The sequence below is a fragment of the Sunxiuqinia sp. genome (genome assembly GCF_055140945.1).
On record NZ_JBSQYS010000016.1, the window covers coordinates 19394 to 34086 of the forward strand.

8 protein-coding genes are annotated in these 14693 nt (G+C 42.2%); 7 read left to right on the forward strand and 1 reads right to left on the reverse strand.

Annotated elements, in window-relative coordinates:
• Positions 1 to 281: 281 nt before the first annotated feature.
• From ACTB00_RS09485 to ACTB00_RS09495, 3 genes are all read left to right on the forward strand, one after another.
• Entirely contained in the window at positions 282 to 1439 is a 1158-nt protein-coding gene (locus ACTB00_RS09485; RefSeq protein ID WP_463299674.1) for a Gfo/Idh/MocA family protein, read from the forward strand.
• Positions 1440 to 1549: 110 nt separating this feature from the next.
• Entirely contained in the window at positions 1550 to 2545 is a 996-nt protein-coding gene (locus ACTB00_RS09490; protein ID WP_463299675.1) for a sugar phosphate isomerase/epimerase family protein, read from the forward strand.
• Between the two features lie 23 nt (positions 2546 to 2568).
• A complete protein-coding gene (locus ACTB00_RS09495; protein ID WP_463299676.1) occupies positions 2569 to 3879 on the forward strand; it encodes a Gfo/Idh/MocA family protein in 1311 nt (436 codons plus the stop codon).
• A gap of 302 nt (positions 3880 to 4181) precedes the next feature.
• Here the strand turns inward: ACTB00_RS09495 and ACTB00_RS09500 are convergent, their stop codons facing one another.
• Positions 4182 to 4922, reverse strand: a complete 741-nt coding sequence (locus ACTB00_RS09500; protein WP_463299677.1) for a 5'-methylthioadenosine/adenosylhomocysteine nucleosidase — start codon at positions 4920 to 4922, stop codon at positions 4182 to 4184.
• Between the two features lie 141 nt (positions 4923 to 5063).
• Between ACTB00_RS09500 and ACTB00_RS09505 the strand changes: the two genes are divergently transcribed.
• From ACTB00_RS09505 to ACTB00_RS09520, 4 genes are all read left to right on the forward strand, one after another.
• Positions 5064 to 7922 carry a triple tyrosine motif-containing protein gene (locus ACTB00_RS09505; protein WP_463299678.1) on the forward strand — a complete coding sequence of 953 codons (2859 nt, stop codon included), beginning with the start codon at positions 5064 to 5066 and terminating at the stop codon, positions 7920 to 7922.
• Between the two features lie 236 nt (positions 7923 to 8158).
• Positions 8159 to 11293, forward strand: coding sequence for a SusC/RagA family TonB-linked outer membrane protein (locus ACTB00_RS09510; protein ID WP_463299679.1), 3135 nt, complete (start codon positions 8159 to 8161; stop codon positions 11291 to 11293).
• 21 nt (positions 11294 to 11314) lie between these two features.
• Entirely contained in the window at positions 11315 to 12844 is a 1530-nt protein-coding gene (locus ACTB00_RS09515; RefSeq protein ID WP_463299680.1) for a RagB/SusD family nutrient uptake outer membrane protein, read from the forward strand.
• 20 nt (positions 12845 to 12864) lie between these two features.
• Positions 12865 to 14646, forward strand: a complete 1782-nt coding sequence (locus ACTB00_RS09520) for a PKD domain-containing protein (RefSeq protein ID WP_463299681.1) — start codon at positions 12865 to 12867, stop codon at positions 14644 to 14646.
• The last annotated feature ends 47 nt before the right edge of the window (positions 14647 to 14693 follow it).

The window sequence follows — 14693 nt, forward strand, 5'->3', positions numbered from 1 at the left end:
TAATCGGACAAAATTACAATTGATATGCTCGTATTGTTCATTTGTACAGGCTTTCTTAATGAAAGCATTACATGGAAAAAGTTTAAGTGGGGTAGATTACAGATCGTTTTTATCACCAGGGAGCAAATAAAGTAAGAACAGGCATTGATCAGTAAGATGAATTTCCCCGACGACTAGCCTTGCTGTTTGCCTTCGTTGTTTTTCGCCAATAAAAATACTTTCGCTTTAAACTAAGTTTTATAACTTTGAGAAGTTACAACTAAATCAATAAACCAAATACTATGAGTAGGAAACTTCGCATGGGCATGATTGGCGGTGGAGCTGGTGCCTTTATTGGAGCTATTCACCGAATTGCCGCGATCATGGATAACCAGATCGAACTAGTCTGTGGATGTTTTAGTAGCAGTCCTGAAAATTCCCTCAATTCCGGCAAGTCTTATTTTTTACCCGAAAACCGAATCTACTCTTCCTACCAACAAATGCTTGAGTTAGAAGCTCAATTGCCGGAAGGTGAGCGAATGGATCTTGTGGTTATCGTGACGCCGAACCACGTACATTTTGATCCGGCGATGCGGGCAATGGAACATGGCTTTCATGTGGTGATGGATAAGCCAATTACCTTGTCGTTGGATGAAGCACTTCAACTTAAAAAGAAACAGCAGGAAACCGGTTTGGAGCTGGCTTTAACCCATACTTATTCTGGTTACCCTGCGGTAAAGGAAGCTAAGATGCGCGTTGCCCGGGGCGACTTTGGGAACATCCGCCGCATTTATGTCGAATATCCACAGGGATGGCTTTCAGCAAAGGAAGAGGATGACAACAAGCAAGCTGAGTGGCGAACCGATCCTAAGCGATCAGGGAAAGCAGGCTGCATAGGCGATATTGGTACACATGCCCATCAATTGGCAGAATATATTTCGGGATTGAAAACCACCGAGATTTGTGCCGAATTAAATAAGTTTGTTCCCGGACGTTTGCTGGATGACGACGGCGCTGCACTATTGCGCTTTAATAATGGAGCACGTGGAGTACTGATGGCTTCTCAGATTGCGGCCGGTGAAGAGAATAATGTCAAAATACGAGTGTATGGCGAAAAAGGCGGGTTGGAGTGGCAACAGCATGAGCCCAATACCTTGTGGGTGAAATGGGCTGATCGTCCAACTGAGATGGTACGCGTTGGAACCGGACAGATGGGTGAATGGGCGCAACACAACACACGCACGCCCGGTGGACACCCCGAAGGTTACCTGGAAGCATTTGCCAATATTTACCGGAACTTTGCATTAACCGTTCAAGCAAAGATGAATGGGGAACAACCCACTTCAGAAATGCTTGATTTCCCGGGTGTGGAAGATGGAATACGCGGCATGCAGTTTATCGATACCATGGTAAAAGCCGGCTACAACGATGGGGTAAAATGGGTGAAATTTGGGGAGTAAAGCTAAATGTGGGAAGAAGGAAGTCCGACCACAGTAAGCTTGGCTTTTCTCAGTAAATAACCATTTAACGAATAAACCAATTACAAACTAAACTTAAAACTTAATAAACGATGGGTAGACCAGTAACATTATTCACCGGACAGTGGGCCGATTTAACAATTGAAACCATGTGTCAAAAAGCAAAGGACTTTGGATACGATGGTTTGGAACTTTGTTGTTGGGGCGATCATATGGAAATTGATAAAGCCGATCAGAAGTATTGCAATGACCGTATTGCCTTGTTAAAAAAGTATGATTTGAATTTGTACGCTATCTCGAATCATTTGGTCGGCCAATGTGTTTGCGATCAGATTGATGAGCGCCATAAAAGCATTTTACCGGATTACATTTGGGGAGACGGCGACCCTGAGGGTGTTCGTCAGCGGGCAGCAGCCGAAATGATTAACACGGGCAAAGTTGCCAAACGCCTAGGTTTGGATACTGTAGTTGGTTTTACCGGAAGTTCCATTTGGCATCTGTTGTATGCTTTTCCACCCGGATCGCAGGAAACGATTGATAAAGGATACGAAGATTTTGCCAGGCGATGGAAACCCATTCTGGATGAATACGAAAAGATGGGTGTAAAATTTGCCTTGGAAGTTCATCCTACCGAAATTGCTTTTGATATTGAATCGGCCAAGCGCGCTTTAAAAGCATTGGATAACCACCCGGCTTTTGGCTTCAACTACGACCCGAGCCATTTGGGGTATCAGCATGTCGATTATGTGCGCTTTATATACGAGTTTGCCGACCGTATTTTCCATGTTCATATGAAAGATGTGTATTGGAGTGATGTTCCAACGACAGTGGGTGTTTTTGGAGGACATATTCCTTTTGGTGATAATCGCCGATACTGGAATTTCCGCAGTATGGGACGAGGCAATATTAATTTCGAAAATATTATGCGTGCATTGAATGATATTCAATATACCGGATCGCTTTCAGTGGAGTGGGAAGACAGCGGGATGAACCGGGAAGCCGGAGCTGCTGAGTCGTGTGAGTTTGTCCGCTACAGCGATTTTGATCCATCGGATATCGCTTTTGACGATGCCATGCAAAAGGAATGACCTACCAACTAATTTAAGTATAAATGACAACTAGAAGATCTTTTATTAAAAGTACCACTGCGGCAACTGCTGCAGTCGGTTTGGCCGCTTCAATGCCGGCGGCGATGACGGCCTGTGCTCCAAAAATTGTTCGCTGCGGACTGATTGGAGCCAAAGGAATGGGATTTGCCGATTTGAAAGCCTTTTTAGGACAGCCGGACACGGAGTGTGTCGCGATTTGCGATGTCGATCAGCGGGTGTTGGATGCGCGCATATCAGACACTGAAAAGCTGCAGGGCAAAAAACCAAAAGGCTACGAGGATTACCGCCAGCTAATTGCTGATCCGGAAGTGGATGCCGTTATTATAGGAACACCCGATCATTGGCACTGCCTGCCTTTTGTTGAAGCTTGCAAGGCAGGAAAAGCTATTTATTGTGAGAAACCGTTGGGAAACACCATCGAAGAAATCAATATCATGGAAGCTGCCGCCAACAAGTACAACACTGTGGTGCAGATTGGGCAGTGGCAACGAAGCGATCCCCATTGGCGCGATGCTGTCGATTTTGTGAGATCCGGGAAATTAGGCAAAATCAGGACAGTCAGAACCTGGTCCTATCAAGGCTGGATGGGGTCTATTCCGGTTAAGCCAGATCGTGAAGCGCCCGAAGGTGTTGACTATGATTTTTGGCTGGGACCTGCAAAAGAACGCCCGTTCAACCCTAATCGCTTTCATTTCGATTTCCGCTGGTTTTGGGATTATGCCGGCGGATTGATGACTGATTGGGGGGTGCATATTATTGACTATGGTCTTTTTGGTATGCAGGTTAAAGCACCGAAATCGGTTATGGCAATGGGCGGCAAGTTCGCCTATCCTGAAGATGCTGCAGAAACACCGGATACCTTGCAGGCAATTTATGAATTTGAAGACTTTACCATGTTGTGGGATCACGGTATTGGGATTGATGGAGGTTATTATGGCCGCACACATGGTGTTGGTTTTGTTGGAAATAATGGCACGTTAGTGGTCGATCGAAGTGGATGGGAAGTCATTCCTGAACGTAAAAAAGATCAAGATTTGATGGAGCGTGTTGAACTCCAAAAAGGAACAGGAAAAGGGCTTGAATACCACATGGAGAATTTTCTGGATGGTGTTCGTGATAACAGGCGTGATTTGAATTGCAGCATTGATATTGCCGCGAATACTGCCCGGGTAGCTCATCTGGGAAATATCGCGTTGAAAACCGGACGACGATTGTATTGGGATAGCGAAAAAAGCCAGTTTCTCAACGATGATGAGGCCAATCAACATCTGGTTCCAAGCTATCGAAGTCCTTGGGAGTTACCAACAGTATAATTGATTTTGTCAGAACAAATCTGATGGAGATTTAATTGGCGAGATATTTCTTGAAAAAGTAAAAACTCCTGAGCACGTTACTCAGGAGTTTTTTTCTGGTCTTTCTAAACTAAAAATCTCATTGTTTAATTGTTCCCACATCTATGTGGGGTATATCTTGTTTTTGTGGCTGAAATGAGTATTACAACATCTGTGCCATTTTATGATGTTGTCGATATTTTTTCCTCAAGTTTTTTTTTATGGATAATCGGTCAGCTTTTCATACTTATTGCTGCTGAAGTGCTGTTTGTGGCAATGGGTGACTAGTTTAGCACCAGTTTGGCCAGTTCAACCGAAATCTGACTAATATTTTCAAAGAGAAAACTTGTAAACGAATCGTGTGCCTCTTCGTCTGCTTTGTCTGATATCACGCGAATTACGGTGCACGGAATTTTGTAATCTGCTCCAACCTGTGCGATTGCGGCTCCTTCCATCTCTGTACATAAAATCTGCGGAAAGCGTTCGCTAATCTTCATTTTACCATCTTTCGATGCAATAAACTGGTCGCCGGTACCAATAGCACCTACATAAACGGTTGGATTGTAGGTGGAGCTAATGGAGGGATAGTCTCCTTTTTTCAAATTGAGAAGGAATTTCTCAACAGCCTCAGAGGCTTTCTTTTCGGAATCAGACATCACTTTAAAGCTAAACTCTTTCCAAAAGGGAGATTGAACATTAGGGAATCCATCAAGCCTGGTCAAGTCAACATCGTGTTGGATTAGTTGATTGGCGATTACAATATCTCCAATATTCAGATGAGCTTGAATGGAGCCTGCCAAGCCAATAAAAACCAATTGATCCACTTTGTAGTGGTTTATAAGTGTTGTGGCAGTGGTAGCAGCGGCAACCTTTCCCCAACCCGACAGGCACATCACCACTTCTTTGTCATGAATAGTGCCTGAATAAAATTCTCTCGACCCGAATTGCTCCGATTTTAAGTCTTTAATGTCTTTTTTTAAGAGGAGGATCTCCTCACGCATTGCGCCAATTATCCCGGTTTTCATAGTTATCAGTTCAAAATTTTGGTAAAAATAGTAGTCTATTAGGTTATAAAACATTACCAATGGCAAAAAAATCGTTTTTACTATATTTGTTTTATGCGCTTAGCTCAGTTTAAATACTTTTTTCTTGCGGTATCGCTTTTCATGAGCGTATTTTCTTACGGCCAATTAAAAGATATTGGGGTTCCTGATATTCGAAATTTCACAAAACAAACCTACGAGGGAGGAACACAAAATTGGCAAGTAGAAAGAGGGAAAAACGATTTTATCTATTTTGCCAATAACGATGGCTTGTTGGAGTTCGATGGCAATCACTGGCAATTGTATGATTTGCCGAATCAATCCATTGTTCGGTCACTTGCTATTGACGAAAATGGACGCATTTATTTGGGGCAGCAAAACGATTTTGGTTATATGGAGCCTGGTGTTGATGGAAAGCTTCGATACCATTCCTTATTGGAGCTAGTGCCAGCTGAAGCCCGTAATTTTGAAGAAGTATGGCGCATTCACCTCACTAGTTTTGGAGTTGTATTTCAATCCTATACTTATCTTTTTATCTATCGGAATGAACAGATGTCAATGGTTGAATTGCCAAATCGACTTCGATTTTCGTTTTACGTCAACGGTCAATTATGGGTTCAGGATGAGCTTGAAGGAATAAGGGAATATCGGCAAGGACATTTTTTTGATCTCCCCGGACTTGAATTGTTGAAAGATAAAGAAGTTTGGACAATCTTGCCCATTTTTAATAACCGCCTTTTGATTGGGACTGCAAATCATGGTGTTTTTACTTATGATGGTGCGAAACTTAAGCCTTGGACAGGGCCTGCTAATCAGTTCTTAATGGCTAATCAAGTTTTTTCGGCTACCCGGTTTATGGAGGCGTACTACGCATTTGGAACCATTCAAAATGGATTGTTGATTACAGACGAAACCGGAACGATAATCCAACATATCAATAAGAAAAAAGGTCTCCAGAATAATACAATCCTCAGTGTTGGTACCGATCAGGATAACAATCTTTGGCTGGGGCTTGATAATGGGATTGACTATGTTGATGTTAGTTCGCCTTTTACTTTTATGTATGATGAGGAAGGGCTTGGGGCAACATACACAACCTTAGTTTATAAGGGAAAGCTATATGTTGGAACAAACCACGGTCTTTTTGTAAAAGATTGGCCGGAGGAAGTGGATCTAAATCCAGAGGGGTTTAGGTTAATACCAAATACAGTGGGACAGGTTTGGTGTCTGGAAGTTCATCAGGAAGTGATTTTATGTGGACACAATAATGGGACTTACGTTATTGAGGGAGAAGAAGCAAAATTAGTGTCGAATGTGAATGGGGCCTGGACATTCCTCGAGCTGAAGGATCAGGATGATTATTTAGTTGGTGGAAATTACAATGGGCTGACTCTTTTCAAAAAAGACAATGATCGTCAATCGTGGGAACTTGTTAATCAAATTAAAGGGTTTTCAGAATCATCCAAATTAATTGCGCAGGACAAAACTGGTGATATCTGGATGAGTCACGGATTTAAAGGCGTGTTTCGCATTCGACTGAGTCAGCGGTTAGACAGTGTTATTTATTACGACTTTTTTAATTCAAATGATGGATTTCCTTCAAATATTTATCTGAACTTGATGACAGTTGGTGATGATATTGTTTTTACCTCACCTAATGGTATTTATGAGTACGATGCGGCTCTAAATCGATTTGAACGATCGGAATATTACAACAGCATTTTTGAAGAGCAGAAAGACATCGATTACATTAAGGAAGATCAGTTTGGAAATATCTGGTTTGTGGGAGGAAATGTCCCTGGTGTTTTAAGGTTTCAGGAAGATGGTACTTATAATAAAGTGATTGGTCCCTTTGAAAAGTTGTCAGGACATATAATTTCAGGTTTTCAGCACATTGAGATTGTTGATCGTCAGAATACGTTCATTACGCTTGTTGATGGTTTGGCACATTATAGTCCAAATTACCAGGCAAATCAAGAAGAAAAATTTAATGTATTTATTCGGGATGTTACCAATTTGCATAATGGTAGAACGTTTAATCCTTCCCTGATGTCACCCGGTATTCCTGAGGATTCGCTGGTATTTCAATATAAAGGCAATAATCTGGAATTTACATATTCTTGTCCCGATTACAACAGCTTTAACAATACAGAGTTTAGTTATTTTCTTGAAAACTATAGTAGCGAGTGGTCAGAGTGGTCAGAAGAGTCGAGTTGTGAGTTTATGAATTTACGCGAGGGAGACTATGTTTTTAAAGTGAAGGCAATGGATCCTTTTCAGTTGGAAACCGAAACCGCCAGCTTTTCATTTTACATTAAGCCACCGTGGTATCGGTCAATCGTTGCATTTACGTTGTATACCTTGTTTGGGCTTAGTCTGATTGGGCTAACAATTTGGTACATGTATTATCGGGTTAAGATTTCCAAACGAAGAGAACGCTTAAAAAGCCTACAGGAACATCGGAAGCAGCTCCAGCAATATCAGCGTGAAGCATTGATATCTGAGCGTGAAATTGTGAAGCTTCGTAATGAGAAGTTGCGTGGGAAAATGATACATCTGGATAAGGAATTGGCTAATCAAACGATGAGCCTTGTTCAGAAAAATAAATTCATGGCTCGGTTGAAAAAGGAACTGAAAGGTTTGCAAAATCAAGCAACAGATAGTGCCATGAAGTCGAAAGTTAGCTTAATCATTAGTCGTATCGATAAAGAATTCGATGATAAAAAGCAAAAAGAGCTTTTTGAAACGTATTTTGATGAGGTGCACGAAGACTTTTTTAAGCGTCTTAGTGAAACATATCCTTCCTTAACTCCACGAGAGCAGAAACTGTGTGCTTACATTAAAATGAATATTCCCACCAAGGAAATTGCAGCTCTTCAAAATATATCAACTCGTGGAATAGAGATCAGCCGTTATCGTTTACGGAAAAAGCTAGATTTGGATCGGGAAACTAATTTAGGAACGTTTATTTCCAATATTTAACTATCCTGTTGTATAACACATTGCTGTGTGATGTATCAAAAAACAATACTTGTTCTTTTTTAATTGTCTGTTGTACAGATGTTAAGTGTTTTATTGTAGTATTTTTGTAGTAGTCTGAGATATCCTTATGTAGTATTATTGAAGTACGCAATAGTTTTACTGTCCTGCTTGTAAAGTACATATTTGAGTCAAAATTAATTTGTAAAAAAGATTATTTGCTACTTAAAACTTAACGCATGAAACGAATCTTATTTATTTTATTCTGTTCTTTCTTTAGCTTGAGTTTATTTGCCCAGGAAGTATCCGTTACGGGTAATGTAACTGCGAAAGAAGATGGACAACCCCTGCCGGGTGTGTCTGTTGTTATCCAAGGAACAACCACGGGTACAATTACCGATTTTGATGGTAATTATACGCTTGAGGTTCCAGCCTCTGCAACCTTGGTGTTTTCATACATTGGTATGAAAGGCCAAACGGTGGCCGTAGATGGACGGTCTAGTATTAATGTTGTGTTATCTGAAGACTATACGGACCTTGACGAGGTCGTTGTGGTTGGTTATGGAGTACAAAAGAAAAGTGTTGTAACGGCTGCAATTAGCAGCGTGTCTTCTGAGGAGATGGAAAATTCAACCCCAACTCGGATTGAAGATGTTATGAAAGGACGTGTTTCCGGAGTCCAAATCACACAAAGTTCCGGTCAACCGGGCTCTGACTCGAAAGTCAGAATTCGTGGTATTGGTACCATTAACAATAGTGAACCTCTTTATATTGTCGACGGAATGGCTGTTGGTGGTGGTATTAGCTACTTAAATCCATCTGATATTGAATCTGTTGAAGTGCTGAAAGATGCTGCTTCTGCAGCCGTGTATGGAGCAAGAGCTGCCAACGGAGTTATTTTAGTAACAACAAAAAAGGGTAAATCTGGCAAAGCGTCTATTAATTACGACTTTTCTTATGGAATGCAAAATCCCTGGAAAAAGAAATCAGTGCTGAATGCGAAAGAGTACATGATGATTATGAACGAAGGGGAGTTGAATGACAATAAAGCGCCTCGTTATTCTGCTGACCAAATTGCCAATGCCGGAGCTGGAACCGATTGGCAGGATGAGACTTTTAACTACGATGCTCCGGTACAATCGCACCAAATCAGCATCAACGGTGGTAGTGACGATGTGACCTACTTTTTATCTTTTGGGTATCTTAACCAAGAAGGTATTGTAGGAGGTGATTATAATCGTTCAAACTATGAGCGTTACAGTATTCGCTCGAATACAACGTACAATGTTTTTGAGGCTGACCGCTCTTTCCTGAATAACGTAAAAGTAGGGGTGAACGCAGGTTACTCGCGTGTTTTATCTAGCGGTATTGAAACCAACTCAGAGTATGGTTCTATTTTAGGAAGTGCTCTCACTTTCAATCCGCTTGTTCCGGTTTATGCTCAAGACCCGGATGCTGTTTTGGCTGCTCACCCCAACGCGGTGACCGATGAAAACGGAAATGTATTTTCGATTCCGCCAGCAGGGTTTCAGGAAATTGCCAACCCGGTGGCTATGTTGAATGCACCTACCGGAGGTCAAAATAACGAAGATAAATTCGTCTCTTCCTTTTGGGGAGAAATCAACGTGGTTGAGGGCTTGAAACTCAAATCAAGCTACGGAGTTGATCTGGCTTTCTGGGGAGCAGATGGTTACGAATTTGAGCACTTTTTGGCAACACAGGGAAAAGACCTGACGCAAAGCCATGTCTACTCAAACATGCATCGTGGTTTTGCCTGGCAGCTTGAAAATACGCTGACCTATGCCAAGACAATTAATGAGAAACACAATTTTACGGTACTGCTAGGGCAGTCGGCTCAGGAATATACAGTTCGTCACTTATATGGTGATGACTACGATTTGTTGGAAAGCGATCCGAGGAAAGCTAACATTGATTATGCCATTGCTCCTCCTACCGAAGGACGCGTAGCTGGCGGAACCGGAGGTTTCTCCAACGAAACGCTGGCGTCTTACTTTGGTCGTTTAGATTATAACTTTGATGAAAAGTACATTTTGCAGGCTACTATTCGCCGTGATGGTTCTTCCTCATTCGGACCCAACAACAAATGGGCTATTTTCCCTTCATTCTCTGTGGGTTGGAACGTACTCAACGAGGCATTTATGGAAAACGTACCAGACTGGTTTAATTACATGAAGATTAGAGCGAGCTGGGGAACCAACGGGAATAACCGGATTGGTAACTTCGCCTACACGAGTTTGATGGCTGGTAATCAGAACTACTACTTTGGAACGGATGACGATATGTACATGCAGTACGGTAGCAGTCCTTCAAAATTGGCAAACGCCGATGTGAAATGGGAAGAATCAGAACAAATTGATATTGGTTTCGATACCCGGTTCCTGAACAGTGCATTATCCTTTGGTTTTGATTATTTCAAGAAGACAACTAATGGGATGTTAATTGATCAGCCAATTCCTGGTTATGTTGGAAAAGGTGCTCCTATTGCTAATGCTGGAGATATGGAAAACAGCGGATTAGAGTTTGAATTCGGTTACAGAGGGAGTGCAGGAGACTTTAGCTACAATATCTCAGCTAATGCTACTTACCTGAAAAACAAACTGATCAATATGGGGAATGACTCCGGTGAAGCGATTTACGAATCCGCTGGGGCGTCGGGTGTTGGAAGTTATGTGAAAGGGATGAATGGCGAAGTATTTCCTTATTTCTATGGTTATGAAACCGATGGCCTGCTTCAGAATCAAGCAGAAGCAGATGCTTACAACAGTTTGTATGGCGAAAATGCCAAGCCTGGAGATGTTCGTTTTGTTGATTTTAATGGTGATGAAAGTATTACAGATGATGATAAAACGAAAATTGGTAAAGGAATGCCCGACTGGACCTATGGTTTTACAGTGGGTGCTGAATGGAAGCAGTTTGACTTCAATATGTTTTGGCAAGGATCTTTAGGAAACGACATCTTTGACTTCTCGCAGCGTGGTGATATCCCCGCAATGAACCGTCCAAGCTGGATTCTGGATCGCTGGACTGGCGAAGGAACATCAAATTCAATTCCTCGCATAACCAATTTAAACAATAACCGGAACTGGAGATCATCTGATTTATATATCAAAGATGGTTCTTATGCACGCTTGAAAAATATTCAACTCGGTTATTCTTTGCCAAAGGCATTATTGCAAAAAGCATCGATCTCACGCCTGCGCGTATTTGTTTCGGCGGAGAACCTTTTGACGATAACTGATTACGATGGTTTCGATCCTGAAGTTGCATCTGGCGGCTATACAACAATTGGTATTGACCGGGGAATCTATCCTCAATCAAGAACAATTAACATTGGAGCTAATATTACTTTTTAATCAATAAAAACAGAAGAAGTTATGAATAAATATATTAAAGCAATAGTCTTTATTGCGATATTAGGATTTACATCGTGTACGGATGACTTCCTTACAAATTATCCGACTGATTCTCAGGCGTCAGGAGGGACAGCAACTGAAGGAGCTATCTTATCAAACTTAGGTTCCTGCTACCAGGTTCTACTGTTCGATAGTTATGCAAACAATAACTACAATAGTGTCGTTTTGATGTCTGACCTTCGCTCAGATGATATTTTCAAAGGTGGTGGTGACGCTGGTGATCAAGGGCAATTGTACCGCTTGTCTCAGTTGGATGCTACTCCGGACGAATTGCCCGAAGGCCTTTGGACGATTTACTATAACGCGCTGGCTCGTTGTAATAATGCTATTTCGGCATGCGAAAATGCAGTAGGCGTTGATGAAGATCGGCTGGCTCAATACAATGCAGAAGCTCATTTCCTGCGTGCCTATTACGTGCATTGGTTGTGGAAATTCTGGGGTAATATTCCTTATTTCGAAGAAGATTTGGCTGAACCTTATTTTGCACGTCAATATACGGCTGATGAAATTTACGCTGAAATTATAGCCGATGTCGATTTTGCATTGGAAGGTGACAAGCTGCCAATGAATGCGTCCGGTGCTAAAGAAGGACGGGCAACTAAAGCTGCTGCTATGCTGCTGAAAGCCCGCGTAGTGATGTATCAAAACGACGAGTCAAAGTACGCTGAAGTATTGGCCGACATGAATGCAATTTATGAAAGTGGCGAATATAGCTTGGCTAACTTCGCATCTATTTGGACCAGAGAAGGTGAGTTTGGTGCCGGATCTATTTTGGAAGCAAATCATCTTCCGGGTGAATATGGCGGTAAAACATGGTCAGATGGTTGGACTGGTTTTGGAACCAACCTGCCTGCTTTTATCTCACCAAACGGATTGAGTGGAACTGACCAATTAAGTGGCTTGTCTGTTTTCCAAGGTGGCTGGGGTTTCGGACCCGTACGTTCTGAGTTAGTCGATATTTTTGAAGATGGAGATGAGCGACTGGCTACTTCAATCAATCATTTTGCTGATGGAACCTATACGCCACGTTTTCAGAATACTGGTTATTTTATGGGCAAATATGCTGCTCGCAAAGGCTATAATGAGCCACCGGGTGATGTTGACCTGAACTACGAAAACAACCTGCGGATCTTCCGTTATGCTGAGGTCTTGCTGAATGCTGCTGAATTAATCGTCATTCATGGCGTGGCTCCTGTGGGACAGTTGACAGCCGAAGTAGCTATCAACGAAATCAGAGACCGTGCTGGCTTAGATCCGGTAGCACCAACTGCAGAATTAGTTAAGCTTGAAAGGCGTCGTGAGTTTATTGGTGAAGGCATGCGCTTCTGGGACCTCGTTCGCTGGGGTGAAGGCAGTACCTTAACGGAAAACCTTCCTGAATATTCTTCAAACCGTACGTGGGATGCTAATAAAAAGTACCTGCCGATTCCTCAGTCAGAAATCGACAAAACGGAAGGGGAATTCAAGCTAGTTCAAAATGATGGTTATTAATCGCTAAAATTGAAAAAACGATGAAAAATATATTTAAAATTAGCTTGCTAATGTCTATGTTAGCGATGCTATTTACCGCTTGCGAACCGCAAGAATTTGACTCGGGCGATGCCAGAGAAAGTTATCCTCCTTCAGAAGAGGAGGTAATGGCAAATGTCAGCCAGGGAAGTGATGCGTACCATTTCAATATGGTTAACAATACTGAAGTTTCTGGTATTCATCTGGTAAAATGGGACCTGGGAAACGGTAGTGTCGCTGAAGGGAATGAGGTTGAAGCTTATTATCCGCTTCCTGGTACCTACGATGTGACCCTGACCATTACAACTAATACGGGAGCATCTACTCAGAAAGTAGTTGCTCAGATTGTTCAGGAAGAAACTGACTACTCTATTTTTACCAGCGAAGAATTTATTTTCCTGAGTGGCGGGGCTGATGACCTGGATGGAAAAACCTGGGTGTTGGATAGTTTAGCCAAGGGACACCTTGGGGTTGGACCAGCCGGTTCCAATGGTTTGGAATGGTGGAATGCTGATCCATTGGCAAAGCAAGCTGTTGGTGTTTTGTACGATGATGAAATTAACTTTCAGGTGAATGGATTTGGTGCAACATTGACTAATCACGGACAAAGCTACGTGAAGGGTTTTGTAGCAGATGATCCAGCTTACAGTAATGGATATGAAGATGATTCTGATTTTGTAGTTGACTATAGTCCGCAACCCGGTAGTTGGTTTTTAGAGGAAAGAGATGGCAAGTGGTATTTGGCACTTTCTGGACCTACTCCCATGTTTCCCTGTTTTGATGTAGGAGCTGTCAATGGTTCATACGAGGTTTTGAAAATCGAAGAAAACTTGTTAGAGCTAGTTGCCATTGACCGTGTTGAAGGTAACGCTTGGCATTATCAACTAATTCCAAAAGGCTATGTGAAACCTTCTGTAACAGCTGAACTTTTGGTGACTGATGTTTCTGCAACTGAAGTTAATACCTATGAGGCTTCATTGACTAATATGGATATCCCAGCAGGGCAAGCGATTAATGGAGTGATTTTCGACTTTGGAGATGGAGAGACAGTTGTTGCTGACAGTAATACCGATGTGGTTTCGCATACATACATGCGTGCCGGAACTTACATGATCAGCGCGCTAGTAAGCACATCAATTGGAGACTTGAATCTTTTTGAATCCGTTACTGTTGATGCCAATCACCCGGATTACGTTCCATTCTTATTGGACGAAATGGTGATGTATAACGACTTTAGCGAAGTGCAGCTAGCACCAATCGTTGGTGAAGACTGTTTTGTCGCAAAATCCGATAACCCAAGTCGCATTTATCCGAATAGAAGTACAAACGTTGCTTTTTACTCGAAAACCGATAATCAGTGGGCAAACGCAAATATGCAACTTCCGGCAGGATACCGTTTTGATTTGAGATCAATCTCAACCTTCAGAATCATGGTTTATGGAAATGCGGGTGATGTGGTACTGTTGAAATTGGAAAATACGGATATGGGTGGAAATGCCTGGCAAACAGGTGTGGAGCTCACTTACACCATTCAGAATGACAATACCTGGGAACTAGCTGACTATGATTTTTCTGGAGCGGGAACTGCTGATCTATCATGGGATGCGGGATTAGCTCCATTGATGGCTAGTGATGTTACGACTGACAATCGCTATAACCACGATTATTATGATATCGTTCGGATCATGCTGAATCCTGGTAACGGAGAAGGCACACACGAATTCTATTTCGATGAATTGGCTGGTCCTCACGTAGAGGGAATTAAGTCGGCGAAAATTAATTAGTTAAACTTTGATTTTAAATTGAAAACTGACCTGCCCTAATCCGGGGC

Excerpts from the sequence above, each read along its gene's own strand:
- ACTB00_RS09485 (WP_463299674.1), top strand. The coding sequence starts at position 282 with ATGAGTAGGAAACTTCGCATGGGCATGATTGGCGGTGGAGCTGGTGCC.
- ACTB00_RS09495 (WP_463299676.1), top strand. The coding sequence starts at position 2,569 with ATGACAACTAGAAGATCTTTTATTAAAAGTACCACTGCGGCAACTGCT.
- ACTB00_RS09490 (WP_463299675.1), top strand. The coding sequence starts at position 1,550 with ATGGGTAGACCAGTAACATTATTCACCGGACAGTGGGCCGATTTAACA.
- ACTB00_RS09500 (WP_463299677.1), bottom strand. The coding sequence starts at position 4,922 with ATGAAAACCGGGATAATTGGCGCAATGCGTGAGGAGATCCTCCTCTTA.
- ACTB00_RS09510 (WP_463299679.1), top strand. The coding sequence starts at position 8,159 with ATGAAACGAATCTTATTTATTTTATTCTGTTCTTTCTTTAGCTTGAGT.
- ACTB00_RS09505 (WP_463299678.1), top strand. The coding sequence starts at position 5,064 with ATGAGCGTATTTTCTTACGGCCAATTAAAAGATATTGGGGTTCCTGAT.
- ACTB00_RS09520 (WP_463299681.1), top strand. The coding sequence starts at position 12,865 with ATGAAAAATATATTTAAAATTAGCTTGCTAATGTCTATGTTAGCGATG.
- ACTB00_RS09515 (WP_463299680.1), top strand. The coding sequence starts at position 11,315 with ATGAATAAATATATTAAAGCAATAGTCTTTATTGCGATATTAGGATTT.